This window comes from Paracoccus shandongensis (assembly GCF_017315735.1).
In the GTDB taxonomy this organism is placed as follows: domain Bacteria; phylum Pseudomonadota; class Alphaproteobacteria; order Rhodobacterales; family Rhodobacteraceae; genus Paracoccus; species Paracoccus shandongensis.
In genome coordinates, this window is the sequence record NZ_JAFLRK010000005.1 from 66,415 (window position 1) to 91,745 (window position 25,331).

At 67.6% G+C, this 25,331-nt stretch carries 22 protein-coding genes and 1 tRNA gene; 13 read left to right on the plus strand and 10 right to left on the minus strand.

Features of this window, described 5'->3' with window-relative positions; all coding sequences use genetic code 11:
* The first annotated feature begins 35 nt into the window (after positions 1 to 35).
* Positions 36 to 257 (plus strand): hypothetical protein, encoded by a 222-nt coding sequence (locus JX613_RS05755; protein ID WP_207100514.1) that lies wholly within the window; start codon positions 36 to 38, stop codon positions 255 to 257.
* A gap of 95 nt (positions 258 to 352) precedes the next feature.
* Here the strand turns inward: JX613_RS05755 and JX613_RS05760 are convergent, their stop codons facing one another.
* The 6 genes from JX613_RS05760 to leuB form a co-directional block, all read right to left on the minus strand.
* Positions 353 to 3,277, minus strand: coding sequence for a calcium-binding protein (locus JX613_RS05760; protein ID WP_207100515.1), 2,925 nt, complete (start codon positions 3,275 to 3,277; stop codon positions 353 to 355).
* Between the two features lie 331 nt (positions 3,278 to 3,608).
* Positions 3,609 to 5,546 (minus strand): Coenzyme F420 hydrogenase/dehydrogenase, beta subunit C-terminal domain, encoded by a 1,938-nt coding sequence (locus JX613_RS05765; protein ID WP_207100516.1) that lies wholly within the window; start codon positions 5,544 to 5,546, stop codon positions 3,609 to 3,611.
* A gap of 106 nt (positions 5,547 to 5,652) precedes the next feature.
* The gene (locus JX613_RS05770; RefSeq protein WP_207100517.1) at positions 5,653 to 8,241 is read right to left on the minus strand and encodes a glycosyltransferase family 2 protein; all 2,589 of its coding nucleotides are present in this window, start codon (positions 8,239 to 8,241) and stop codon (positions 5,653 to 5,655) included.
* Positions 8,242 to 8,709: 468 nt separating this feature from the next.
* Positions 8,710 to 8,786: transfer RNA gene (locus JX613_RS05775), tRNA-Pro, on the minus strand.
* Positions 8,787 to 8,833: 47 nt separating this feature from the next.
* Complete coding sequence (locus tag JX613_RS05780; protein WP_207100518.1) at positions 8,834 to 9,790, minus strand: DMT family transporter; 957 nt, start codon at positions 9,788 to 9,790, stop codon at positions 8,834 to 8,836.
* Positions 9,790 to 10,914, minus strand: coding sequence for a 3-isopropylmalate dehydrogenase (gene leuB / locus JX613_RS05785; protein ID WP_207100519.1), 1,125 nt, complete (start codon positions 10,912 to 10,914; stop codon positions 9,790 to 9,792). The genes JX613_RS05780 and leuB overlap by 1 nt, the downstream gene beginning before the upstream one ends.
* A gap of 143 nt (positions 10,915 to 11,057) precedes the next feature.
* On the opposite strand from leuB, the gene JX613_RS05790 reads away from it, so the two are divergent.
* The 5 genes from JX613_RS05790 (at position 11,058) to JX613_RS05810 (ending at position 15,591) form a co-directional block, all read left to right on the plus strand.
* Complete coding sequence (locus JX613_RS05790; RefSeq protein ID WP_207100520.1) at positions 11,058 to 12,251, plus strand: MFS transporter; 1,194 nt, start codon at positions 11,058 to 11,060, stop codon at positions 12,249 to 12,251.
* Positions 12,244 to 13,281 (plus strand): glycosyltransferase family 4 protein, encoded by a 1,038-nt coding sequence (locus tag JX613_RS05795; RefSeq protein ID WP_207100521.1) that lies wholly within the window; start codon positions 12,244 to 12,246, stop codon positions 13,279 to 13,281. Before JX613_RS05790 ends, JX613_RS05795 begins: the two co-directional genes overlap by 8 nt.
* Positions 13,278 to 13,892 carry a glycosyltransferase family 29 protein gene (locus tag JX613_RS05800; RefSeq protein ID WP_207100522.1) on the plus strand — a complete coding sequence of 205 codons (615 nt, stop codon included), beginning with the start codon at positions 13,278 to 13,280 and terminating at the stop codon, positions 13,890 to 13,892. Before JX613_RS05795 ends, JX613_RS05800 begins: the two co-directional genes overlap by 4 nt.
* Before the next feature lie 73 nt (positions 13,893 to 13,965).
* Positions 13,966 to 14,988, plus strand: a complete 1,023-nt coding sequence (locus tag JX613_RS05805) for an aspartate-semialdehyde dehydrogenase (RefSeq protein WP_207100523.1) — start codon at positions 13,966 to 13,968, stop codon at positions 14,986 to 14,988.
* 3 nt (positions 14,989 to 14,991) lie between these two features.
* Complete coding sequence (locus JX613_RS05810; protein ID WP_207100524.1) at positions 14,992 to 15,591, plus strand: VTT domain-containing protein; 600 nt, start codon at positions 14,992 to 14,994, stop codon at positions 15,589 to 15,591.
* A 6-nt stretch (positions 15,592 to 15,597) separates the two neighbouring features.
* Here the strand turns inward: JX613_RS05810 and JX613_RS05815 are convergent, their stop codons facing one another.
* Positions 15,598 to 15,837 (minus strand): hypothetical protein, encoded by a 240-nt coding sequence (locus JX613_RS05815; RefSeq protein WP_207100525.1) that lies wholly within the window; start codon positions 15,835 to 15,837, stop codon positions 15,598 to 15,600.
* A gap of 183 nt (positions 15,838 to 16,020) precedes the next feature.
* Entirely contained in the window at positions 16,021 to 16,668 is a 648-nt protein-coding gene (locus tag JX613_RS05820; RefSeq protein ID WP_207100526.1) for a carbonic anhydrase, read from the minus strand.
* Positions 16,669 to 16,807: 139 nt separating this feature from the next.
* Between JX613_RS05820 and JX613_RS05825 the strand changes: the two genes are divergently transcribed.
* The 4 genes from JX613_RS05825 to serB are packed head-to-tail and all read left to right on the plus strand — an operon-like array spanning position 16,808 to position 20,351.
* Positions 16,808 to 17,185 carry a hypothetical protein gene (locus JX613_RS05825; protein ID WP_207100527.1) on the plus strand — a complete coding sequence of 126 codons (378 nt, stop codon included), beginning with the start codon at positions 16,808 to 16,810 and terminating at the stop codon, positions 17,183 to 17,185.
* A 57-nt stretch (positions 17,186 to 17,242) separates the two neighbouring features.
* Positions 17,243 to 18,607 carry a leucyl aminopeptidase family protein gene (locus JX613_RS05830; RefSeq protein ID WP_207100528.1) on the plus strand — a complete coding sequence of 455 codons (1,365 nt, stop codon included), beginning with the start codon at positions 17,243 to 17,245 and terminating at the stop codon, positions 18,605 to 18,607.
* Positions 18,604 to 19,446 carry a C40 family peptidase gene (locus JX613_RS05835; RefSeq protein ID WP_207100529.1) on the plus strand — a complete coding sequence of 281 codons (843 nt, stop codon included), beginning with the start codon at positions 18,604 to 18,606 and terminating at the stop codon, positions 19,444 to 19,446. The genes JX613_RS05830 and JX613_RS05835 overlap by 4 nt, the downstream gene beginning before the upstream one ends.
* Positions 19,447 to 19,472: 26 nt before the next feature.
* The gene (gene serB, locus JX613_RS05840) at positions 19,473 to 20,351 is read left to right on the plus strand and encodes a phosphoserine phosphatase SerB (protein WP_207100530.1); all 879 of its coding nucleotides are present in this window, start codon (positions 19,473 to 19,475) and stop codon (positions 20,349 to 20,351) included.
* On the opposite strand, the gene JX613_RS05845 is transcribed toward serB, so the two are convergent.
* The gene (locus JX613_RS05845) at positions 20,341 to 21,342 is read right to left on the minus strand and encodes an NAD(P)H-dependent flavin oxidoreductase (protein ID WP_207100531.1); all 1,002 of its coding nucleotides are present in this window, start codon (positions 21,340 to 21,342) and stop codon (positions 20,341 to 20,343) included. The two genes, serB and JX613_RS05845, sit on opposite strands and share 11 nt — an antisense overlap.
* A 162-nt stretch (positions 21,343 to 21,504) precedes the next feature.
* Here JX613_RS05845 and JX613_RS05850 point away from each other — a divergent pair, with 162 nt between their 5' ends.
* Entirely contained in the window at positions 21,505 to 22,263 is a 759-nt protein-coding gene (locus JX613_RS05850; protein ID WP_207100532.1) for a TSUP family transporter, read from the plus strand.
* Here JX613_RS05850 and JX613_RS05855 read toward each other — a convergent pair.
* The gene (locus JX613_RS05855; RefSeq protein ID WP_207100533.1) at positions 22,260 to 23,246 is read right to left on the minus strand and encodes an asparaginase; all 987 of its coding nucleotides are present in this window, start codon (positions 23,244 to 23,246) and stop codon (positions 22,260 to 22,262) included. The genes JX613_RS05850 and JX613_RS05855 overlap by 4 nt on opposite strands.
* Before the next feature lie 153 nt (positions 23,247 to 23,399).
* Here JX613_RS05855 and JX613_RS05860 point away from each other — a divergent pair, with 153 nt between their 5' ends.
* On the plus strand, positions 23,400 to 23,924 hold the full coding sequence (locus JX613_RS05860; RefSeq protein WP_207100534.1) for an invasion associated locus B family protein: 525 nt from the start codon (positions 23,400 to 23,402) through the stop codon (positions 23,922 to 23,924).
* A 188-nt stretch (positions 23,925 to 24,112) separates the two neighbouring features.
* Positions 24,113 to 25,282, plus strand: coding sequence for a dual-specificity RNA methyltransferase RlmN (gene rlmN / locus JX613_RS05865; protein WP_207100535.1), 1,170 nt, complete (start codon positions 24,113 to 24,115; stop codon positions 25,280 to 25,282).
* Positions 25,283 to 25,331: the final 49 nt, after the last annotated feature.

Sequence of the window (25,331 nt, forward strand, 5' to 3'; positions counted from 1 at the left end):
CGACCCTGACCGGAGGCGCCGGGCCGGACCTGTTCATGCCCCCGCCCAGGGGCGAGGTGACGATCACCGACTTTTCCCCGGCCGAGGACAGGATCGACTGGTCCCTGCTGGATCCGGGGTTCCGCTGCGACCTTGGCGTTGCCCGGCAAGGACAGGATACGCTGCTGTCCTGGGGCAAGCTGCGGGTAAGGCTGGTGGGTGCCGATCGGGATCCGGGCCACGGTTGCGCGCCCTTGAAGGGCAGGCCCGGGCGATAGGCGCCTGGCCCCGCTGCCCGTCACCTTCGGCAAGGGGCATCACGGTCAAGCAACCCGGCGGTGCTGCGGTTGCGCCGCCGGGCTGCCCAAGGTTCCTAGAACAGGAACGAATCCGCGTTGATCGCCGCAGCGTCCTCGATCAGGATCTCGAAATCGCTGACCCGGTTGCCATCGACATCCGCCGCGATCAGCGTGCCGCCCTGGACAGCGCGCACCGAAAGCTGGCCCGCCGTGCCCGAAAAGGCGGACGAGCCGATAAAGGCGAACGCGTCGTTTCCCGCAAGATCGGTCCTGGCGTCGATCGCGCCCAGGTCGATCCTGTCGCCCTGCGTGTGCTTGAACCAGGTGATCCGGTCGCGGCCCTCTCCGGCGGTTGAATCCGACAGCGCCAGAAAGACGAACACGTCCGCGCCGGCGCCGCCGCTCAGCGAATCGGTGCCTGCGCCCCCGGTCAGGCGGTCCTTGCCCCCGTCGCCCAGCAGGAAGTCGTTTCCGACCCCGCCGGTCAGCGTGTCGTTGCCGTCCCCGCCGTCGATGGTGTCGTTGCCCGAGGCGCCGTCGATCACGTTGTAGCCGCCATTGCCCGTGATGCTGTTGGCAAGCGAGTTGCCCGTTCCCGCGATGCTTCCGCTGTCGGCGGCCAGCGTCAGGTTTTCCACGTTCGCGCCCAGCACATGGCCGATCGCCGAGATCACGGTGTCGGTCCCGCCATTTCCGCTTTCGGACACCCGGTCGCCCGCGCTTTCGACAAGGTAGATGTCGTCGCCCGAGCCGCCCGCCATGGCATCCCCGCCCCCGCCCCCGTCCAGCGTGTCGTTGCCGCCCGACCCGATCAGCGTGTCGTTGCCCACGCCGCCGTTGATCGCGTCGTCATCGCCATTGCCGTCGATATAGTCGTCGCCTTCCTCGCCGGATATGGTTTCGTCGCCGTATCCGCCCCGGATGGTGTCGGCCCCGATGCCGCCCAGGATGGTATCGTTGCCGCCCCCGCCGGTCAGGCTGTCATTGTCGGCCTCGCCCGCCAGGAAATCGTTGCCGTCGCCCCCGTCGATGATGTCGTTGCCAAGGCCGCCGCGCAGGGAATCGTTGTCCGCATTGCCGGTGATGGTGTCGCTGCCGTTGCCGCCGGCGATCACGTCATGGCCGCCCTCGCCCGTCAGGGCGTCGTTGCCCTCGCCGCCGATCAGCACGTCATCGCCCGTGCGCCCGGCAATCACGTCGTCGCCCGCCCCGCCGTCCAGCGTGTCGGCGGCGATGCTTCCGGTCAGGGTGTCGTTGCCGCCAAGCCCGGCGACCCACGCGCCCTCCCAGGTGAACTTGTCGCCCTCGATATCGGCATAGCCGACGGTGACGTGATCGTTCAGGTCGGTGGCCTGGACGATCCCGTCGGGGCGGCGCATGTTCAGGAAGATCGAACGGCTGGCGCCATCCCCGACGACCAGGTCGTCGGCAAGCCCGTCGCCGTCGTGATCGACCAGCGTGCCCGCCGCCAGAAGCTCGGCCGCGGTCCACAGGCGCCCGGCCATCGTCAGGCTGTCGCCCTGGTCGAGGCGCAGGTCGGTGACGGTGTTCCCGGTCTCGGCCTCCAGCACGAAGTGGTCGCTGCCGCGTCCGCCGGTCAGCACGTCGTTGCCGCCGCCGCCGCTCAGCAGGTCGTCGCCATCGCCGCCCATCAGGACATCGCTGCCCGCCCCGCCCAGCAGCGTGTCGTTGTCGGCCTGCCCGAACAGGTGGTCGCGCCCCGAGGTGCCGTTCAGAACGTCATCGCCCCGGCCGCCGTAAAGCATGTTGATGGTCTGTTCGATCCCCGTCAGCGTGTCGTTGCCGTCATGGCCGGCGGCAAAGCCCATGCCGTTCAGCGCCAGGCGGACGCCGTTGTCGTCATAGACATTCCCGGCCAGCAGGGCGGCCGTGACCGCCTCGGACGCCGCATGGGCGGGATCGGGTTCGCCCAGAAGGAAGGCGTTCATGCCCTGGGCGAGGATGTCGGGATGCATGAAGTTGACATGCCGCCCGTTCAGGATGTTCACGAAGGTCGATCTTCCGTAATCGGCGCCCGCGAACCAGCCGATGCCGATGCCCGCATCGGCAAACGCCTCATAGGCGCGCGCCATCCAGAAGGACATGCCGGAACCGGGGTCGAGGTTGGTCTCGGTCACGACGATGTCGTCATCCCCAAGCACCCCGAAGCGGTCGGCGATGAAATCGACCATGCCCTGGATGTCCTGGCCCGCCCCGGCCGCCCAGTCGGGATAAAGATGGGCCGACCAGATCAGATCCTCGCCCACGGCGGCGCGGATCTGGTCCAGCACGCTGGTCTGCCCGTCGCTGGAGGTGGTTTGCGCCAGCACGTCGAACAGCGCCGAATAGGCCCAGCCACCGACCATCAGCGGCACGTCCGACCGGGCGTCCAGGAATTGCGCCAGCGCGGCCATGTGGTCGCCGTAAAGGCGCACGAATTCGCCGGTCTCGCCGCCCAGCGTCTCGGCCCGGGCATAGGCTGCGGGTTCGTTGACCGCCTCGAAGGCATAAACGGCATTGCGCACGTCGGCATGCCCGTCCAGCCAGTCCAGCATCTTGCCCCAGCCGTCGATCATGCGGTCATGGGCCTGCCCGGCCAGCCCTGCGCGGATGGCGTCAAGGCCAAGGCCGTCGTTCTCGCCAAGGCGCTGCATGTCCCCGTCGGCATAGACGAACAGGAAGTCGAAGCCCTGCGCGGCCGCGGCGGTCAGGAAACGCTCGAACATGGGGTCGAGCGAGCCGTCGGCGTTGAAGGAATAGGCGTTGAAGGGAATGCGGAGGGTGGTGACCTCGGGCAGGCTTTGTCGAAGCAGCTGGGCATAAGCTTCGGGCTTGTCCTCCATCCCCATGGGGCGGGTCTGGAACTGCGATTGCCAGAGGTAATACTTGCTGTCCGACGCAACGTTGGCGTCATAGGTTCCAGCCGCCTTGTCGGCCTTCATGGCCGTTTCGGCCATCACCTGAAGGTTGATCATGCGGATGTCGGTCGTGGCGGACATGCGCCTCTCCTTTCCTGGTTCGTCCCTCCTTCCTGCAACACTGGCACAAATCGAACCTACCAACGCATGATATGGTTCAACCTGTGGTTAAATCAATGAAGGCTTATTTGAAAATTTGATAAAATTATCTATTATCATCAAATGGCATCCAGAATATCATACACGCAAAAGTTGCTTTATGACATAAAGGCCATGCCTGCCCGCCGCCGCGCAGCGGATCGGCGCAGGCGTTGGCGGCGCATCCCTTGCGTGCGGTCTTTGGGTGTTCGGTCGGGGCCGGCACACCCTTGCGGCCGGTCGCGCGGCCAGGCCCCGGCAATGGGGCTGCCGGTCAGTCGGCGCGCGGCTGGTGCGCCTCCGGTTCGCCTTGGGCATATCGCCCAAGCGCGCGGCCCAGGATGTCGGGCGTGACCGTGCCGTCGGTCACGCGCCTGTCCAGCAGGACCAAGGCCGCCCGGACCGCGGCAACCTCGCCGCGCCGCGCGGCGCCTTGGCCCGGTCGGTCCAGGACGCCGAAGGCATCGCCATCGACCTGCGCCGATTGCTTGCGGGCGCCGGTCGCCGCGGACAGCGAACGGAGGCAGGCCCGCATATGGCGCATGAAGGCGCGGTTGTCGCGGGTTTGCCGCCAGACGCGCAGGCTTCTGGCGCGCGTGCGGTTGCGCAGCACCTGCACGACCATCTCGGCGACCGAGCTGTCGGTCAGCACACGGGGGCGCACGAAGGGCGTCTTGCGGTCGCCGGACAGTTCCTCGGACAGCAGGCGGAACTTCACGGCCTTTTGCTTGTGATTGAAGCCGCCGCTTTGCGTGCGGGCCGCGATGTCGGGAGACACCTCCTTGAGCTCAAGCTCTCCATCCGCCATGCCTTGCCGGATGATCCGGTCCGCAAGCAGGCTTCGGGTCACGACGACGCTGTTGCCCATGCCGTCCTGCTTGTATTCGGGCAGCCAGGCATCGCCCAGCGAGATGTCAGCAAGCTCGGTCATGACATCGGTGCAGAAATCGCAGGCCCGCGACTTGAACAGGCCGGTGCCCCACATGTCCCCCAGCTTCTGCATCCTGACCTGCCCCGCATGGCCGTCCGCATCCGTGGCCGCGAAGGAATAGTCGCTGGACAGGCTTGCGGGCGACTTCACGCGGTATTCCGCATCGCGATAGGGCCCCCGGACGCCCGCGCTTTGCGCGAGGAAGTCGGTATAGAAGCGGCTTTTCAGCCCGCCGCAGATGATGCCGGCCAGAAGCGGGATCTTCTCCCTCAGCGCGGGATCGTAATGCTGCTTCAGGCGGATGGCCTTGACGAAGCACGCCACCCCGGACACCGCGACGCGCCCCTTGACCGGGTCCATCGTCAGGAAAAGCTGCTCCATCGTGACCGGGTAATACCGGGTCCTGGATGTGGTCAGGATATCGTCGTTCCGGTCGAACATGCGATAGGCGTATTGCCCGTCCAGCGTCCGGCGCACGACGAAAAGATGATCGACCTCGCCCTGCTCCAGCAGCTTTTCAAAGACGAAGGTCGCGATCCCGCCAGACGACGAACTGGGCCGGAACGCCTTGCTGAAGCCGACATAGGTGTTCACGAACCGCCCGATCCGGGGATCGTGGCGACCGGCATCCGGCAGGCAGTCGCGGGCGATCGCGTCCTCGTCCCGGACCGCAGCCTCGGGGGCCGGGTTGAAGGGGCAGACCCGCGCGACACCCTTGGGGACCAGGGTGCCCGTGGCGCGCGGTTCGAGAAAGCCGTCCGGGGTCCAGGCCATCCTCAGCGCGCCGCCGGATTCCGACACGCAGGCGCCGCAGCCCGTGCAATGCAGGTCCAGGGGATGATGGTCAGTTTCCGAGACGGGGATCGCCTCCCCTGCGGCGATGGGAGCCGGCTCGGGCTGTCGAACCTGGCGCCCTTCCGGCATGTCCCCGCCCTTGCCCCCGCCATCCTGCCCGCTCGACAGGGCATCGACAAGAAATTGCAGCGAACGGGACCGAAGCGCGTCCAGCCGCCGGTTGACCGCAGGCCAGTCGATCGGTTGCATCAGTGCCTCGGCATCGGCCCCTTCCGAGATGACGATCAGCCGATCCTCCAGCCCGACGGCCCGCAAAAGCGACCGGAACCGGGCTAGGCCGCGTTCGGCATTGCCATAGGCCACGAACAGGCGGTTGAAGATGAGGAAAAACGCGACGCCATGGAAGGAATCCGTGACGACGTAATCGGCATTGCGGAAGGCCGCCAGCCATCCCTCGACGGACTTGTCCCCGCCTTTCGACCGCAAGGGGTTGGTGGCCGTGAAGGGCAGCCCGCTGGTCGTGCGCGGCTCGACGGACAGCGCCGAGGAGCTCCGGTCGATGACATCCAGCTTGTCGGGGGTGGGGAGCGTTTCAAAGCGCGCCTGTCAGGGATTTTGACAACTTGTCCTTTATGGCATCCGAGATGGAAAAGGCCTCTGGAAGCCGGTTACCCGCCAGCATCTCCGAAGCCCTTTCAAGACTGACTTCATCAAAGTTCCAGCGTCTCACCCCGCTGCAATAATCAGCGAACTTGAACTCATGCGACTTGTGACTCGGAACATTTAGCCAGCAGCACGGGATACCATAGCTGTCCGCGACGATAAGGCCGTGAAGACTGGAGGAGAGGATGGCCTCGCAGCTGGATATGTCGCGCAATACTTTGACAGGGTCGTTCGTTGGGTCGATCAAAAGGCAGTCGTGAGCCTTTGCCAAATCCCGGATTTCCTTTGAACGCCTTTGCGAATAGTGCGGCACGATGCCCCACGCATACTCTCGCGCACCCGCTGGAACCACGTCTGCCGCGAAGATCCCCGGATCTCCCAAGGGAAGATCAGGAAGCCCCAGCGTATCCCTTGTCAGTTCACCCCTGATGGCCAGCAGGTCCAGCGACCTGTGCAAGGGCGACGGGTCATTCGTGATAAGACCACTGCCCCAGACAAGAATGCTGGATTTGCGGGCATTGCGTGCCGCATCGCGGGAAACCTGCGAAAGAATGCTTCCCACAGAGGCAAGGTCGCAATCGGCGGCGGCCGCCCATTCGATCTCTCGCCCGGTGAGTTGCTTTACAACGAGGGGACCAAGATCGTCCCCGAAATTGATTCCGGCACCTGCATTCCGCCGAAACCAGTAAAGTTTTATCGGCGTCTTGGAGCAAGTGCTTGCCATGGATGACCAAGGCTCGACAGATGCCGAAGCCTCTGAAACCTCCTCCCTCTTGCTGGCGGGTGATTTCCTTGCGGGGCGTTCTTTCGGCTTGGTGCGAACCTCGGCGTCGTTCTTGCTTTCGACTTCCAGGACATCGCGCAAGAGATTTGCTGCCGCAGCACCGGACGGCCCGGTCTGCTCAAGCGTGTTCAATTCCTCTCTGACCGCATCCAAATGGTCGAGATTGAGGACGATCGCCTCGGGATGCGCGCCGAGATAGCTTTTCAGGCGCTGCCTCGGGTCGACAAGATCGCCCCTTGCGATCAGTTCCTCAACCTCTGCAGGCGATTCGCTTCCGTCCAGGATCTGGCGCAGCGGAGGTCGGCCCTTGCCTTGGGGCTTTTCCGCGTATTTCGCCTTGGTTGCCGCGACATGTGCAGGAAAGCCCGCTATGATGTTCTCATCGTCGCGGGTCAGGACCACAAGGATCTCGTCGTCCAGCAGCCAGTCCTTCTGTGGCTTCACCCGGGCGTAATTGTGGAACCAGCGTACGCCAAGGCCGAAGGCGGCGCCCCGTTTCTGCGCGCGCTTGAGACCATCCGCAAGGTTCGTGATGGGGCGCGCACCGAATTTCTTTTCCGGCCAGAACATCGTGCTGTGATGGCGCGCCTTCTTGAACATCCGCCATGAGATGGCGCTGGCATCAGCAAGCCCCGCGTCGGTGATGCTGACCAGGGTGGAATGGGGGATGTCGCCGTCGATCAGCTTTTCGGTGGGAACAGCCGGGGACATCTGCCTCACAAGATCGCGCGAGGTCTGGATATCCTCGGGTTGCAGGCCGCCCTTGGTGCTTTTCTTGAGGATCGTGCGCAAGGTCTGCACGTCGGGGTTCGCCAGGATTCCGGCCAGTTTCTCGAACCGCGCCGCCACCGCCTTGCGATGCAGCCCTGACAGCACCGGATCGGCGAACAGCCTGTCGCGTTCCTCGGCAAAACCCGACACGTTGTCCGCCACGACCAGATCCGACACCTGGTTGTGGTCGCCGTTGCGCCAGTAATCGATCCCGTGCCGGTTCGAGTTCATCAGCCCGTCGCCCCGGAAGATCTTCAGCAGATATTCGTCAAGGCTCTTGATCATGAAATGCGCGACCTCAGCATGGTCGCGGTGGATTTTCTGACGCCCGCCGTTCCAGGTCAGGCCCGGCTGCGTCAGGGGCTGGCCTCCGGCGTCGATCCATGCCGCGTCCGACCGGGTGACCGGCTCGCCGGCCTTCTTGATGAACTTGGGGAAATGGATGGCAAGGCGAACGTTGTCGGCCTGGCGGAACAAGGTCTTGACGCCGACCTTGGGCAGGGTCGCCGCATCCATCGACTGCGTGAACCGCTCGATGACCGGGCGATCCTCGAATTCCATGTTGTGGGACGATCCGAACAGCCGCCACGGAATGACCATCATGCCCGCCGCCTTGTCCTCCATCATGTCCAGCAGGACATCCAGGATGTGGGGCGGGGACTTGACGACCAGGAATTCATCCGCGTCAAGGACCATCACGAAATCGGCGGTCTTCACCTCGGGCGCGAGATTGGCGATCTTGAGCGCGCGCGAATGCGGCTTGGCGCCGACCGGCACCACGTTCTCGTAGTAAGATATCGCCTCCATCTCGTGCAGGCGCGTCAGCATCTCGTGCGTGCCGTCGGTGCAGTCGTTGGCCAGAACCACGATGCGGTCGAAACCGAGCGCCCGATGATAGGCGACCCACTCGATGACATAGGGGGCCTCGTCCTTCATGGAGGTGACAACGGTCGATATCGGCATGGAAGTCTGCGCTCCTGGGGTTTGCGGCAAAAGTCGCTGACTAGGCCGTCTGTGCCAACACATCAGAGATGGGGCGGTTGAAATGAGCCAACGGTTGGAATCTTTGCAACATCTACGGGAACAAGCGAGTGCAACCTACATCTGCTCAACCCCTGGTGCAAGGCAAGGCTGCGTCCGCGGCCGGCCGGATTCGTCCAAGGCGTTGATCCGAGCGATGCCCTGCCTGCCGGTTTCCAATCGTTTGAAGCTGGGGTCTTCGGCCTGGATCACGACGGCGGGCCGGTGGCCCCGCCCCTTCGGCGATGCGCCTTCGGACTGCAAGGCTGGGGCCGAGATGCCGGAAAGCCCCGCCGCCGCATTCGCCAGATCAGGGGTTCCATGCGGTGCCTGGGCGGCTGTTCAGCGCATCCCAGGGGCAGATCATCCGGTCCCGAAGGCAGACCGATCCGCCGCCTGTCAAAGGCCAACTGGTCGGAGCGAGAGGATTCGAACCTCCGACCCCCTGCTCCCGAAGCAGGTGCGCTACCAGGCTGCGCTACGCTCCGACCGTGACGGGGCAGGTAGCGCGGGGCGGCGGCGATTGCAAGCCCCGTCAGGGGCGCGGCGGCCATATTCTTTGCAACAGCGAGGCGCGGGGCGCCGTCACCGTTTCTGCCCGGATGCGCGAGGCGATCACGGGGCGGTTGGCGGAATTGCCCCGCCCTTCGCGCCAGACGATGTAGATGCCCGATCCGATGATCACGGCGGCGCCCCCGACGGTGGGCAGGTCCAGCATCTCGCCGAAGAAGATCCAGCCATAGGCGGTGGCCCAGAGGATCTGCGAATACTGCATGGGGGCGACGATCGCGGCCTCGCCCGCGCGATAGGCCAGGATCAGCAGGAAGCCCGCGACCAGGCCCAGGCAGGCGATCACCCCGGCCAGCGCCAGATGCGGCAGCTCCATCGGGCGGTAATCCAGGGCCAGCGAGGCGCCGGTGGCCACGAAGTTGCCCAGCATCGGCCACATCAGCAGCACCAAGGGGCGTTCGGCCCGGCCCAGCTTGCGCAGGATCACGGCCGTGCTGGCCGAGGCGACGGCCGATGCCAGGGCCGCCAGGTGCCCCCATTGCAGCGCCTGCGCGCCGGGGCGCAGCACGATCAGCACGCCCAGAAGGCCCGTCACCACGGCGGCCCAGCGGTGCGGCCCGACCCGTTCGCCCAGGATCGGGATCGACAGGATCGTCACCAGCAGCGGGGCCGAGAACAGGATCGCATAAACCTGCGCCAGCGGCAGGTGCGAGAACGCGAGGAAGCTGCCCATCCCCGACACCACGCCCACCACCGTGCGCAGCGCCACCCAGCCGGGATGGACCGGGCGCAGCGTGCCGGGGGTGGGGTCGCGCATGACGATCAGCGTGACCAGCGGAAAGGACAAGAGCGAGGAAAAGAACAGCACCTGCAACGCGGGATACTGCGCGCCCAGCACCTTGATGACCACGTCATGCGTCGCATAGATGCCCATGGCCAGCAGGGCGAGGGCCGCGCCGCGGACGTTGGACGCGCCCTCCATCAGCCCCGGGACAGCGCGGCGATGATGCGGTCGCCCATCTGGGACGTGGTGACAGGGGTGCCCCCTTCCGGTCCCATCAGGTCGGCGGTGCGCGCTCCGTCGGCCAGCACGGTTTCCACCGCGCGTTCCAGATCCGCCGCCGCCTCGCCCTGGTCGAAGGAATAGCGCAGCGCCATGGCGAAGGACAGGATGCAGGCGATCGGGTTGGCCTTGCCTTGGCCCGCGATATCCGGCGCGCTGCCATGCACGGGTTCATACAGCGCCTTGGGCCGCCCGTTCGCCATCGGCGCGCCCAAGGATGCCGAAGGCAGCATCCCCAAGCTGCCGGTCAGCATCGCCGCCGCGTCCGACAGGATGTCGCCGAACAGGTTGTCGGTCACGATCACGTCGAACTGTTGTGGACGGCGGACCAGCTGCATCGCGCCGTTGTCGGCATACATGTGCGACAGCTCGACATCGGGATATTCGTTGTCGTGGACCCACTGCACCTCCTCGCGCCAAAGGATGCCGGATTCCATCACATTGGCCTTTTCCATGGAACAGACCCGGTTCGACCGCTTGCGCGCCAGGTCAAAGGCGGAACGGGCCACGCGCCGGATCTCTCCGCTGGTGTAGCGCTGCGTGTTGATGCCGACGCGGCCGCCCTCGTTGCCGGGGTTGTTGTCGTCGGAATGGATGCCGCGCGGCTCGCCGAAATAGATGCCCGAGGTCAGCTCGCGCACGATCAGGATGTCGAGGCCCGCCACCACTTCGCGCTTGAGGCTGGAAAAATCGGCCAGCGCGTCGAAGCATTGCGCCGGGCGCAGGTTGGCGTACAGGTCCATCTCCTTGCGCAGGCGCAAAAGGCCCCGCTCGGGCTTCACGCTGAAATCCAGAACGTCGTATTTCGGCCCGCCGACCGCGCCCAGCAGCACGGCATCGACCGATTGCGCCAGGGCCATCGTCTCGTCCGTCAGGGGCACGCCGTGGGCGTCGTAGGACGCGCCGCCGACCAGCCCGTGCCTGATGTCGAAGGACATGCCGCGATTGGCCCCGAACCAGTCGATGACCTTGACCACCTCGGCCATGACCTCGGGGCCGATCCCGTCGCCGGGCAGGATAAGCAGGGAATAGGGGTCGGACATGGTTCCTCCGGGTTTCTTGGGTCGCGGCAGCGGGTCCGGTGCTAGCCGCCCGCCCTGGGCTGGTCAAGTTGGGCCGTATTTCCACGACGTCTTGCACCCGGCGCGGGCTTGGCGCAGCTTTCCGGCGCAACCGAGGGGGTGGAATGCGCTGGATCCTGTCGCCGGGACTGATGTCCCTTGTCCTGGGCTATACGCTGAGCCAGTTCTACCGCGCCTTCCTGGCGGTGCTGTCGCCGACGCTGGGGGCGGAACTGGGGGCGGGACCGGCCGATCTCGCCCTGTCCTCGGGGCTGTGGTACATCGCCTTTGCCGCGGTGCAGATCCCGGTCGGCTGGGCGCTGGACCGTTACGGCCCGCGCGAGACGGTGGCGGCGCTGCTGGGCGTGGGCGGCTGCGGCGGGGCGCTGGTCTTTGCGCTGGCGCAGGCGCCCTGGCACATCCACCTGGCCATGGCGCTGCTGGGCGTGGGCTGCGCGCCGGTGATGATGGGCAGCTTCTTCATCTTCGCCCGCACCCTGCCTGCCGCATCCATGAGTGCTGCGGGCGGCGCGGTGGTGGGCATCGGATCGCTGGGCAACATGCTGGGGGCCGCGCCGCTGGTCTGGGTGATCGACGCCATCGGCTGGCGCGCGGCGCTTGGCGGACTGGCGGTGGTGACGCTGATGGTGGCGCTGGCGATCCTGGCCCTGGTGCGCAACCCCGGCAAGACCGCGGGCCAGCAGCCCCGCGCCCGGCTGCGCGACCTGTGGGCCGTGCGGGAACTGCGCCTGATCCTGCCGCTGCTGGGCGTGACCTATGCCGCATCCGCCTGCATCCGCGGGCTGTGGGCGGGCCCCTTCCTGTCCGAGGTTTACGGCGCGGGCGACGGCCTGATCGGCTGGGTGACGCTGGGCATGGGGCTGGCGATGGTCGCGGCGAACCTGTCGGTGGGCTGGATCGTGCGGGCCATGGGCTCGGACAAGCGCACCTCGGTCGCCAACACGCTGCTGCTGTGCCTCGTGCTGGCGGGGCTGTGGCTGGGGTCGGGGACCAGCCTGGTGCTGTCCTCGGTGCTGCTGGTGATGGTCTGCATTTCCGACAGTTCCTATTCGCTGATCATGTCGCATGGCCGGGCCTTCCTGCCGCACCACCTGGTCGGGCGGGGGATCACCTTCATGAACATGGTCTCGATCCTGGGGGTGGGGATCATGCAGTTCCTGTCGCGGCCGGTCTATCTGACGGCTTCCGCCAGCCATCCCCCGGCCCAGGCCTACAGCTACATCTTCCTGTTCTTCCTGGTGCCTTTGGCGATAGGGCTGGCCTTCTATCTGTTCAGCGCCGAGAACCGCCATGCCTGACCCCCTGGTCGTCGCCCCGAACCTCAAGCGCCGCTTGTCGGGCGTCACCGCCACGGTGGTGCGGCTGATCCCGGTGCAGGCCCGGATGATCGCGATCCGCGCGACCGGCCCCGGCCTGCCGCCGGAGGTGCCCCATATCCCCTTGTGGCGCGCGGCCCTGATGCCGCGCGACCGCTGGCGCGTCTGGCACGCCCGGCGCAACACGGAAATGGCGCTTGGCCTGATCCTGCGGCGGGTGCTGCGGCGCAGATACCGGCTGCTGTTCACATCCGCCGCGCAGCGCCGCCACACAGGGTTCACCAAATGGCTGATCCGGCAGCAGGACGCCTTGGTGGCAACGTCCGACAAGGCCGCCAGCTATCTGGACCGCCCCGCGACGGTGGTGATGCACGGGGTGGATACGGCGGTCTTCCAGCCGCCCGCCGACCGGGCCGCGCTGCGGCGCGACCTGGGGCTTGACACCGACGCGGTGCTGATCGGCTGCTTTGGCCGGGTGCGGGCGCAGAAGGGCGTCGACCTGCTGGTCCGGGCCGGGCTGCGGCTGCTGCCGGACCGCCCGCGCGCGCAGATCGTCTTCACCGGCCGCATCACCCCCGACAACCGCGCCTTCGCCGACGGGCTTCTGGCCGAGATCGCTGCAGCCGGATTGCAGGACCGCATCCGCTTCCTGGGCGAGCTGCCCTGGGACCAGGTGGTGCGCCATTACCAGGCGCTTGACCTGTTCGCCGCCCCCGCCCGGTGGGAGGGCTTCGGCCTGACGCCCCTGGAGGCGATGGCCTGCGGCGTGCCCACCGTGGCCGCCCGCGTCGGCGCCTACGAGACGCTGATCCGCGACGGCGTGACCGGCAGCCTGGTTGCGCCCGATGACCTTGATGCGCTGACCGGGGCGCTGCGGCATTGGCTGGACAATGATGCCGCGCGCATCGCCGCAGGCCAGGCCGCCCGCGCCCATGTCGCCGCGAACCACGCCATCGAGGGCGAGGCCCGCGCCCTGGTCGCCCTCTACAACGACCTGCTGGCCCGTCCATGAACAGGCTGTCCTTCCATGCCGCCCGCCTGCTGCGCGATGAGGCGGCGCTGCAATCCCTGTCGGTCCCGCAAGGCGACCTGCTGGCGGATCTCGGGGGCAAAAGGGTCGCCCTGATCGGCAATGCCCGCTCGCTGGCCGAAGGTCGCCAGGGCGCGGCCATTGACGCCGCCGACCTGGTGATCCGCATCAACCGCGCGCCCATGCCCGCGCCCGAAAGCCACGGCACGCGCACCGACTGGCTGGCCCTGGCGGTGCGCCTGCCCGACGCGGACCGCGCGCGGTTGCAGCCCGGCCGCATCCTGTGGATGTCGCCCAAGCGTAAGCGGCTGGACTGGCGGACGGCCACCAGCCCCGGCTTCTACCTGCACCCGCTGGGGGACTATCGCGCGCTGAAGGACCGGCTTGCCGCGCCGCCCACCACGGGGGCGATGATGATCGCGCTGCTGCTGCGGTCGCGGCTGACCGGCCTGACTCTTCACGGCTTCGACTTCTTCGCCAGCGCCAGCCTGTCGGGCCGCCGCACCGCCGATCAGGTGCCCCATGACTTCGGCGCCGAGGCCGCCTGGGTCGCGGATCTGGGGCGCAGCGACGAAAGGCTGGTGCTGGCCTGACCCCTTTTCCCTTCCCCTGCGCCCATGCTTGCGCTAAACGCCCCTGACCGCCAGAAAAGGGAGTCCCAAGGAGATGGGTTACAAAGTCGTCGTCGCAGGCGCCACCGGCAACGTGGGCCGCGAAATGCTGAACATCCTCGATGAACGCATGTTCCCCGTGGACGAGATTGCCGCGCTGGCCTCGCGCCGGTCGCAGGGCACCGAGGTCAGCTTTGGCGACAAGACCATCAAGGTGAAGGACATCGAGCAGTTCGACTTCACCGGCTGGGACATCGCGCTGTTCGCCATCGGATCGGACGCGACCAAGGTCCACGCCCCCCGCGCGGCTGCCGCGGGCTGCGTGGTGATCGACAACAGTTCCCTGTATCGCTACGACCCCGAGATCCCGCTGATCGTGCCCGAGGTGAACCCGGACGCGGTCCACGACTACAAGAACAAGATGATCATCGCGAACCCCAACTGCTCGACCGCGCAGATGGTGGTGGCGCTGAAGCCGCTGCATGACCGCGCGCGCATCAAGCGGGTCGTCGTCTCCACCTACCAGTCCGTGTCCGGCGCGGGCAAGGAAGGCATGGACGAGCTGTGGGACCAGACCAAGGGCATGTATGTCCCGGGCCAGGAGGTCGCGGCCAAGAAGTTCCAGAAGCAGATCGCCTTCAACGTGATCCCGCAGATCGACGTGTTCCTCGACAGCGGCGACACCAAGGAGGAATGGAAAATGGTGGCCGAGACGAAGAAGATCCTCGACCCCGCCATCAAGGTTACGGCGACCTGCGTGCGGGTGCCGGTCTTCGTGGGTCATTCCGAATCCATCAACATCGAGTTCGAGGATTTCCTGGACGAGGACGAGGCCCGCGACATCCTGCGCGAGGCGCCGGGCATCCTGGTCGTCGACAAGCGCGAGCCGGGCGGATACACGACCCCGGTCGAATGCGTGGGCGATTTCGCGACCTTCGTCAGCCGCATCCGCCAGGACGTGACGGTGGAAAACGGCCTGAACCTGTGGTGCGTCAGCGACAACCTGCGCAAGGGCGCGGCGCTGAACGCGGTGCAGATCGCCGAACTGCTGGGCAACCGCGTCCTGAAGAAGGGCTGATCGGTGTTCGACTGGATCACCGGCTTTCTGGAAGGCGGCGGGGCATGGGCCATCGCCGCCCTGATGCTGCTGGAAAACGTCTTTCCGCCGATCCCGTCCGAACTGATCATGCCGCTGGCGGGCTTCAACGCCGCGCGCGGCGGCACGCCCCTGTGGCTGGCGATCCTGGCCGGAGGCCTTGGGTCGCTGGCGGGCGCCTACCTGTGGTATCTGGCAGGCCGTGCCGTGGGGGCGCACCGGATGCGCCGCCTGATCGCGCGGCACGGCCGCTGGCTGACCACCACCCCGTCCGAGTTCGAGCAGGCCGAGGCCTGGTTCCACCGCCACGGCCGCGCCGTGGTCTTCTTCGGGCGCTTCGTTCCCACGGTGCGCACGCTGATCTCGATCCCCGCCGGGATCGAGCGAATGCCGCAGGGGCAGTTCCTGCTTTACACCGCGCTTGGCAGCTTCATCTGGTCGGGCGGGCTGGCGCTGGCGGGATACCTGCTGGAAGACCAGTACGAACGGGTCGAACACTGGGTCAACCCGGTGTCCACGGCGGTCGTGGTCGGCATCGTCGCGCTGTATCTGTGGCGCGTGATCCGCTGGAAGCCCGACGCCTGACCGGCGTCACATCATGCGGTCCACCACGGCGGACCGCACGGTGCCCGCCGCGCCGAACAGCGCATCCACATGGGCGGCATCCATCGCATTGCCGGCCCGGTCGAACAGGGCAACATTGCCGTCGCCATCGGCCGACAGCAGGCGGCCATGGGTCTTGTGCGTCAGATCGAAGGCGCTCAGCTTGACCGACTCGTCCTCCCCGCGTTCCACCGGCGTGCCGGTGACGGCGAAGTCGCGTTTCAGCAAGGCCTGTGTGACGGCAGGCGCAAACCTGCCGCTACATTCGATGAAATTTGAATCCTGTCCCTTGGCAATGGGAACGCGGTCGCGAACGAAGGGCAGGACGGTTGTCCCATGGACCGGACGACATCCGGATCCATGTCCCACCCCGGCGGACAGGCGCGGGATCCCGGACCCCGCGCGTCCCGGTCAGACCTCGACCCAGGCCTTGCCGCCGTCGATGGCCTGGACCAGCGTGCCCTCGCTGATGTCATGGACCAGGCCGTGGATCGACATCTGCCCTGATTCGACCGCCGCGCGGACAAAGGGGAAGGTCATCAGGTTCTCGATGGACACCAGCACGGCCTCGCGCTCCAGCGCGGCGATCTGCCGGTCCTCGGGCAGATCCTTCACGCGGTCATAGCCGGGGCGCAGGACATCCATCCAGCGGCCGACGAAGCTGGTCTTTTCCTCAAGCTCGGGGGCATGGCCGGAACACATGGCATGGCAGCCCGCGACGCCGCCGCAGCTGGTATGGCCCACCACGATCAGATGCGCGACCTTCAGCGCCTGCACCGCGTATTCGACCGCGGCCGAGGTGCCGTGCTGCAACCCGTCGGGCGCATAGGGCGGCACCAGGTTGGCGATGTTGCGGTGGATGAAGAACTCGCCCGAATCCGCGCCGAAGATGCTGGTGACGTGGACGCGCGAATCGCAGCAGGAAATCACCATGGCGCGCGGGCGCTGCCCGTCGGTGGCCAGGCGGCGATACCAGGCGCTGTTTTCGGAATAGGACGTGGCCCGCCAGCCATGGAAGCGGCCGACCAGGTATTGCGGCAGGGGGCGGATGTTCTGCATGTCTCACCTCTCTTGTCCCGCCGGTTGATAGGCGGTGATTGAGACAAATTCGAGCGATTTCTTGCGGCCGCGGCAAGCCTTTCTTCACCGCGGCAGGGCATGGTGTCGGAACTGGACGTGCAAGGCGAAGGTAAGGCAGATGGCACAGATCACGGCATTGGCCGTTTCCGAACCCGTGCGGGTCGATTCCCGCCGGGTGGGCGATATCGTGACCGAACTGGGCGAGACGGCGGCGCAGAACGTCATCGGGCTGGCCCTGGAACAGCTGGCGGGCGCGCTGACATCCACCGACAAGGCCATCCGCGACTCTGATCTGGCCGAGGCCGTGCGCCAATGCGACCTTCTGGCGCGGCTGGCCTGGCAGATCGGGCTTCTGTCGCTGGCGGGCGTAGCCATGGATCTGGGCGGCTGCGCGGAAAAGCGCGACCCGGTCGCCCTTGGCGCCATCCATGCGCGCCTGATGCGGGTCGGCAACCGCTCGCTGACGGCGATCTGGGACCGCGCCGGGCTTGGCTAGGGTTGCGGGCGCAAGCGCAGGCTGTAGTCTGGCGCCCGGACAGACAAGGACAGCCCCATGATCCCCGACTTCGCCCCCCCGTCCGCCGATGCCCTGCCGCTCTGGGCCGTGTGGAAGGGCGACCCCCTGGCCGACCAGGCAGGCCCCTGGCCCGCTGCCAGCGGCTTTTCCGCCAAGGCGGGCGAGATTTGCCTTTTGCCCAATGCCTCGGGCGGGCTGGCGGGGGCCTTCCTGGGGCTTGGCGACCGCGCACAGGCGGGCCGCCAGCGATTCATGCTGGCCCATGCGGCCGCCCTGCCGCCGGGCACCTGGCGCCCCATCCTGCCCGAGGGCCTTGACCGGGACGAGGCCGCGCTGGCGCTGCTGCTGGGCCAGTACCGCTTCATCCGCTACAAGGGCAGCCCTTATTCCGGCCCGCAGTTCACCTGCCCGGAAGGCATTGACGCCGCCCATGTCCGCGCGCTTGCGGCGGGAGAGTTCCTGGCCCGCGACCTGATCAACACCCCCGCCAACGACATGGGCCCCATCGACCTGGAAGCCGCCGCCCGCGCCCTGGCGGGCGAGATCGGGGCCGCGATCACCGTCACCACCGGCCCGGACCTGCTGGCCGCGAACCTGCCGATGATCCACGCGGTGGGCCGCGCGGCGGAACAGGCCCCGCGCCTGATCGACATCCGCCTGGGTGATTCCGGGCCGCGCCTGACGCTGGTCGGCAAGGGCGTCTGCTTCGATACCGGCGGGCTGGACATCAAGCCGTCCGCGTCCATGCTGCTGATGAAAAAGGACATGGGCGGGGCGGCCACCGCGCTTGGGCTGCTGCGGATGCTGGCACTGACGGGCGCGGCGGACCGGATGCGGATCCGGGTGCTGCTGCCGGTGGTGGAGAACAGCGTCTCGGCCGCGTCTTTCCGGCCCGGCGACGTGCTGACCAGCCGCAAGGGCCTGACGGTCGAGGTGAACAACACCGATGCCGAAGGCCGGCTGATCCTGGCCGATGCGCTGGCCTTGGGGGCCGAGGAAGCGCCCGAGCTGATGATCTCGCTGGCGACGCTGACAGGGGCGGCGCGGGTGGCGCTTGGCCCCGACCTGCCGCCCTTTTATTGCGACGACGACGCCACGGCGGATGCGCTGTCCCGGGCGGCGATAGCGGTGCGCGATCCCTTGTGGCGGATGCCCTTCTGGGACGGCTATGAGGCGCAGATCGAGCCCGCGATTGCCGATCTGGACAACGCCCCCTCGGGCGGCATGGCCGGGTCGATCACCGCCGCGCTGTTCCTGCGCCGCTTTGCCGAAGGCGCCGGGCGTTACGTCCACATGGACATCTATGGCTGGCAGCCGGCCGCCGCGCCGGGCCGTCCCAAGGGCGGCGCGGGCCAGGGGGCGCGGGCGATCCTGGCCGCCCTGCCGCAGATCCTGCCATGACGCTGGACCGCCGCCTGACGCCCGCGACCGACCGCGTGGCCCTGGAAAGCCTGGCGGGCGTGATCGAGCGTCCGGCCTATACCCCCGGCCATCCCGCCCGGCTGGCCGTGCCCCTGGCCGACCTGATGACCGCGCCCGATGGCCGCCGCGACCGGCAGGTCAATTTCGGCGCGGACCTGACGGTGATCGAGACGCGAGGCGACTGGTGCTTCGTGCAGGCGGCGCTTGACGGCTATTGCGGCTGGCTGCGCGGGGCCTCGCTGGGCCAGGACCTGCCGCCGATCACCCATCGCGTGACCGCGCCCGCCACCCATGTCTATCCCGCGCCCGACATGAAGCAGCCGGAACGGACCAGCCTGTCGCTGGGCGCGCGCCTGTCGGTTTCGGGGATCGAGGGGCGCTTTGCCCGGCTGGCGACCGGAGGCTTTGTGCCGGTCCAGCATATCGGCGACGGGCCTGCCACGGATCCGGTGCCGGTGGCGGAAAGCCTGGGGGGCACGCCCTATCTGTGGGGCGGCAACAGCCGGTGGGGGATCGACTGTTCGGGCCTCGTTCAGGCGGCGCTGACGGCCTGCGGCATCCCCTGCCCCGGCGACAGCGACCTGCAGCGCGCGGCCTTCCCGGCGGCGGACAGCATCCAGCGCGGCGACCTGCTGTTCTGGCCGGGCCATGTCGCGCTGGCGACCGGGCCCGACCGGATGATCCACGCCACGGCCTTCGCCATGGCGGTGATCGCCGAGCCCATCGCGGAGGCCATGGCCCGGATCGACGCGGCAGGCGACGGCCCGTTCCTGGGCATCCGCCGCCCGCCTCTGGCGCAGCCCGCCGCCTTGGCCTAGACCGCCGCCAAAAGGAGTTGCGGCCCATGTTCACCGTTTCGCTGATCGCCTCGCCCCGGCGCGCCAACCTGACCAGGGATGTGGCGCAGGCCCTGGCCGACCGCTGGAAGGGTGGGCCGCTGCGCTGGCTGAACCCCGCCATCGCGGCGGAATTCGACGTGGAGGCCCATCCCGCCGACTTCGACACTGTCTGGGCCGACTTGCAGCAACAGACGCTGGACCTGGCGATCCAGCCGACCCAGGGGCGGTGCAAGGCGATCCTGCTGGCCGACATGGATTCCACCATGATCGGGCAGGAATGCATCGACGAACTGGCCCATGTCGCGGGCGTCGGCCCCCGGGTGGCCGACATCACCGCCCGCGCCATGAACGGGGAACTGGATTTCCACGGCGCGCTGACCGAACGCGTCTCGCTGCTGGCGGGTCTCAAGGACAGCGTGATCGCGGATGTGCTGGCCTCGCGCATCACGCTGGCCTCGGGCGGGGCGGAACTGGTGGCGACGATGCGCGCCAACGGCGGCTATGCAGCGCTGGTCTCGGGCGGCTTCACCGCCTTTACCGAGGCGATCGCCGACCGCCTGGGCTTTGACGAACACCGCGCCAACACCCTGCTGGCCGAGGGGGGACTGCTGACCGGACATGTGGGCCTGCCGATCCTGGGCCGCGAGGCCAAGGTCGAGGCGCTGGAGGAGATCGCCGCCGCGCGCGGCCTGACCCCTGCCGATGTGATCGCGGTGGGCGACGGCGCGAACGACCTGGGCATGATCCAGCTGGCCGGAACCGGGGTGGCGCTGCACGCCAAGCCGGCTGTCGCGGCGCAGGCGCCCATCCGCATCAACCACGGCGACCTGACGGCGCTTCTGTATCTGCAAGGCTACTCCGCCCGCGACTTCGTCACGGGCTGATGGCCCGCACGGTTTCCGCCGCAGGCCGCGCGACACTGGCCGCAGCCCCGGTGCCTGCCCAGAAGGCGCCATATCCGGTGTTCCCCCGGGCCGAGGCGGCGGCGTTCAGCGCCTTGCCGAGGTCATAGGCCACCGGATAATCCGCCGCCCCCGCATCGTCGATGGCGGTAAAATCGTTGACCAGGCACCGTGCCGGCCGCCCCGAGATCGCGCGCGTCATCGCCGTCCGCCCGCCCGACAGCGCCGCGCGATGCGCAGGCGGCGCAGCAGACTCGGGCGCGCGCAGGAAGGCCGTGCCGCACTGCACGGCAACCGCGCCCGCATCCATCGCCGCCCGCGCTGCCGCCCGGTCCATGATCGCGCCCGCCGCCACGACGGGCAGGCCCAGCGGCAGCAGCGCCCGGACCAAGGCCATGTGATCCAGCCGCCGGTCCGGCCCATCGGGGTCGAAGATGCCGCGATGGCCCCCCGCCTCATGCCCCTGCGCCACGATCACGTCGAAGCCCGCCTCGCGAATCGCCGCTCCCTCGGCGGCCGAGGTCGCCGTGGCCCACAGCTTGCACCCCGCCCCTTTCAAGGCCGCGATCTGGTCCGGCCCGGGCAGGCCGAAATGGCAGCCGACAACGGCGGGTTTCTCGGCCAGCAGCATCGAGAGCATGTCGCCGTTTCCGCGAAAGCTGGGATAGATCTCGGACAAACGGGCCGGAGGCTCGGATCCGAACCGCCTGAAGGCCGGGCGCAATGTCTCGATCCACCCGGCTTCCCGGACGGGGTCGCGCCGCGCGGGCGCATGGCAGAACAGGTTCACGCCAAAGGCCCGGTCCGTCCCCTGCCGCACCGCCCGGATCGCCTTGCCTGCGCCCGCCGCATCCAGCGCGCCAAGCGCCACGAAGCCCAAGCCCCCTGCCTTGCAGACGGCCACCGCCAGTTCCGGCGTCGAGGTGCCCGCCATCGGCGCCTGCACCACCCGATGCGTCAGATCATCGAACATCATCGTCCCTTTCACTTTGGCTTCAATATCCCATGGAGCTTCGAAGCGCCCGGGAAAAGGTCCGGTGGACCTTTTTCAGCGGAGAAGGGGCCGGCAGGCCCGAATGGGGGTGTGAAACCCCCAGCCTTTACAATGCCCCGACAAAAGCGCATGGCGCGGATCATGCTGGATCTTTCCCTCGAGCTTTTCCTGATCCTTGCCGCCGCCGGTTTCGCGGCGGGCTTCATCGATTCGATCGCCGGGGGCGGCGGGTTGATCACCCTGCCCGCGCTGATGCTGGCGGGGATCCCGCCCGCGCAGGCCCTGGCTACGAACAAGGTGCAGGGGGTGTTCGGGGCAGCCACCGCCGCCATCAGCTATGCGTCCCGCGGATTGGTCGATCTGCGCAGCCAAGGACGATCGGCGCTGATCGCGGGGGCGATGGGGGCCCTGGGGGCGGCGCTGGTCAGCTATCTGCCGACCGACGGGCTGCGGCTGATCCTGCCGGTGATCCTGATCGCCATTGCCGCCTTTTTCGCGCTGAAACCCGGGCTGAACGACCTGGACCGGGTGCAGCGGGTCGCGCCGGGGGTCTTTGCGCTGACGGCGGTGCCGCTGGTGGGGTTTTATGACGGGCTGCTGGGGCCGGGGGCGGGGTCGTTCTACATGATCGCCTTTGTCACCCTGGCCGGATACGGCGTGCTGAAGGCCACCGCGCATACCAAGATGCTGAACTTCGCGTCGAACCTGGGCGGGCTTGCGGCCTTTGCGCTGGTGGGCCAGCCCTTGTGGCTGCTGGGGATCGTGATGGGCGCGGCGCAGATCGCGGGCGCCAGCCTGGGGTCGCGGCTTGCCACGCGCATCGGCGCGCGGCTGATCAAGCCGCTGCTGGTGGTGACCTCGACCGCGCTGGCGCTGCGGCTGGTCTGGCAGATGATCTAGGCGGGAAAGCCGGGGGCGGTCCGCATCTCTCCGGTGACAAGGCCGCGCCAGTTGCGGATCGGATCGGTCAGGAAGCGCCCCACCGCCGGGTCGTTGTCAGGCAGCGCGCCCAGATGGACCAGAAGGGCGGTGATCGCCGCCTCGGCCGCGCGGGTCGCGCCGTCCGTGATCTTCAGCGCGACGCCCAGGCCCTGGTCGGGCAGGATGGCCACGAAGACCGCCTCGGCCCCGGTCTTGGCGGCGACATGGCCGTTCATGGCGCGCATCAGGATCGTGCAGGCCCGCCCCTCGCCCGCGACCAGTTCGGGATGGGTCCGCATCGCATCCACCAGCCGCCGCATGGCCCGGCCGCGCGCATCATTGGGCGGATCGGCAAACGCCGCCATCGCCCGCCCCAGACCCGCCAGCGAGCAGGACCAGTTCGGGGCCGAGCAGCCGTCGATGCCGTAGCCGGGGCTGACCTCTCCGGTCACCTCCTCGAAGGCGGCCTTCACGGCCTGCTGGACGGGGTGGCCGGGGTCCACATACTCGGCCCCGCCGCCCAGGTGGCGGTTCAGGGTCAGGAAGCCCGCGTGCTTGCCCGAACAGTTGTTGTGAAGCTGGGTGGGGCTTTCGTCGCCGCAGGTCAGGCGGCGGTTTTCATCGCGGTCCTGCGGCATGTGGCAGCCGCAGCGCAGGTCATGCTCGGCCAGGCCCAGGGCGTGCAGCCATTGGCCCACCGCATCCACATGCATCCGCGCGCCGCTGTGGCTGGCGCAGGCCAGCGCCAGCTGCCGTTCGGTCAGCCCCGCCGCATCCGCCGCGCCGCTTTCCACAAGGGGCAGCGCCTGGATCATCTTGCAGGAGGACCGGGGGAAGACGATCTGCGAAGGCCGGCCCCAGGCCTCGACGACGCCCTTGGTGTCGCAGATCACGGCATCGCCGCAATGCAGGCTTTCGCGCTGCCCGCCGCGCCACAACTCGATCAATTCGGCCGACCGCATTGCCTGTCCCCCCTGACAATTGCGCGATTTCCTGTCTTGCGCTCTTTTTCGCACAATGATCTTGGCTATCCTGACGGCGGATGGTTGAAAAGACCACAGCAATCGGGAAGAACGCCCCCTGAAGTGGCGAAACCTATGGCAGGAGGCCAGAGCATGACCAACACCACGCTGCGCGGCATGACCGCCGCCCTTGCCCTTATGCTGGGCCTGGGCGCGGCGGCGGCGCAGGAATCCACCAATGTCGTCGCGACCGAAGGCGACTGGACCGTCTTCGCGGCGGAAAACCCCAAGGAATGCTGGGCCGTTTCCCCGCCCAAGGCCACGCAGAACACCGACGCGAACGGCAACCCGCGCGAGGTGACGCGCGGCGACATCCGCCTGTATGTGGCCTATCGCCCGGGCCAGGGCGGCGAGGTCAGCTTCAGCGGCGGCTATCCCTTCGCCCCCGACAGCACGGTCGAGGTCGATATCGGCGGCGCCAAGTTCAACCTGTTCACCGAGGGCGAAAGCGCCTGGACCGGCAGCGCGTCCGAGGATCAGAAGCTGATCACCGCTCTGCGCGGCGGGTCGAACGCGGTCATCACCGGACGATCGGCGCGCGGGACGGTGACAAAGGACACGTTCAGCCTGGCGGGGATCACGGCGGCCACGAACACGGCCAAGTCGCGCTGCGAGTAAGGGTTGGGGGCTTTGCCCCCGTCCCTTCGCTAGGCTTCGCCCGTTCGTCGCTGAAAAAGGTCCACCGGACCTTTTTCCTGGCGCTCCTCACCCCCCAGGATATTTAAGCCAAGGTGAAAGGACGAGGCCGGTTGATTTTCGGCCTCGTTTCGCTTATCTGCGGGTCTTCGCACAACATCGGTAGACCCATGAACGCGCCTATCACGCAGGATGTCCTGACCCTTCCCCGCAAGCTGCCGGACAGCGCCCGGGTGAACATCATAGGGCTGACGCGCGACCAGCTGCGCGAGGCGCTGGTTGCCGCGGGCACGCCGGAAAAGCAGGGCAAGATGCGCGTGGGCCAGGTCTGGCAATGGATTTACCATTGGGGCGTGCGCGATTTCGCGCAGATGTCGAACCTGGCCAAGGACTATCGCGCCCTACTGGCCGAGCGGTTCGAGATCGTGCTGCCCGAGATCGTCACCCGCCAGATCAGCGCCGACGGCACCCGCAAATACCTGGTCCGCATCGCCGGGGGCCACGAGGTCGAGACGGTCTATATCCCCGAGGAAGGGCGCGGCACGCTCTGCGTCTCCAGCCAGGTCGGCTGCACGCTGACCTGTTCCTTCTGCCACACCGGCACGCAGAAGCTGGTGCGCAACCTGACCGCCGGGGAAATCGTCGGGCAGCTGATGCTGGCGCGCGACGACCTGGGCGAATGGCCGGTGCCCGGCGCGCCCAAGGACGAGACGCGCCTGGTCAGCAACATCGTGCTGATGGGCATGGGCGAGCCCCTTTATAACTTCGACGCGGTGCGCGACGCGATGAAGGTCTGCATGGATGGCGAGGGGCTGTCGCTGTCGCGCCGCCGCATCACGCTGTCCACCAGCGGCGTGGTGCCCGAGATCGCCCGCACGGCCGAGGAGATCGGCTGCCAGCTGGCCGTCAGCTTTCACGCCACCACCGACGAGGTGCGCAACGTCCTGGTGCCGATCAACAAGCGCTGGAACATCGCCACCCTGCTTGACGCCCTGCGCGATTATCCGCGGCTGTCGAACAGCGAGCGGATCACCTTTGAATACGTGATGCTGGCCGGAGTGAACGACAGCGACGCCGACGCGCATCGCCTGGTCGAGCTGATCCGGGGCATCCCGGCCAAGATCAACCTGATCCCCTTCAACGAATGGCCCGGCGCGCCGTATAAACGGTCCAGCAACAACCGCATCCACGCCTTCGCCGACATCATCTACAAGGCCGGCTATGCCAGCCCGATCCGCACGCCCCGGGGCGAGGACATCATGGCGGCCTGCGGGCAGTTGAAGTCGGCGACGGAACGGGGGAGGAAGTCGCGGGCGGAGATCGCGGCGGAGGTGGGTTAAGCATACAAACGGATAGCTGCTTCGATAGCCTCGACGTTCTGATATATAT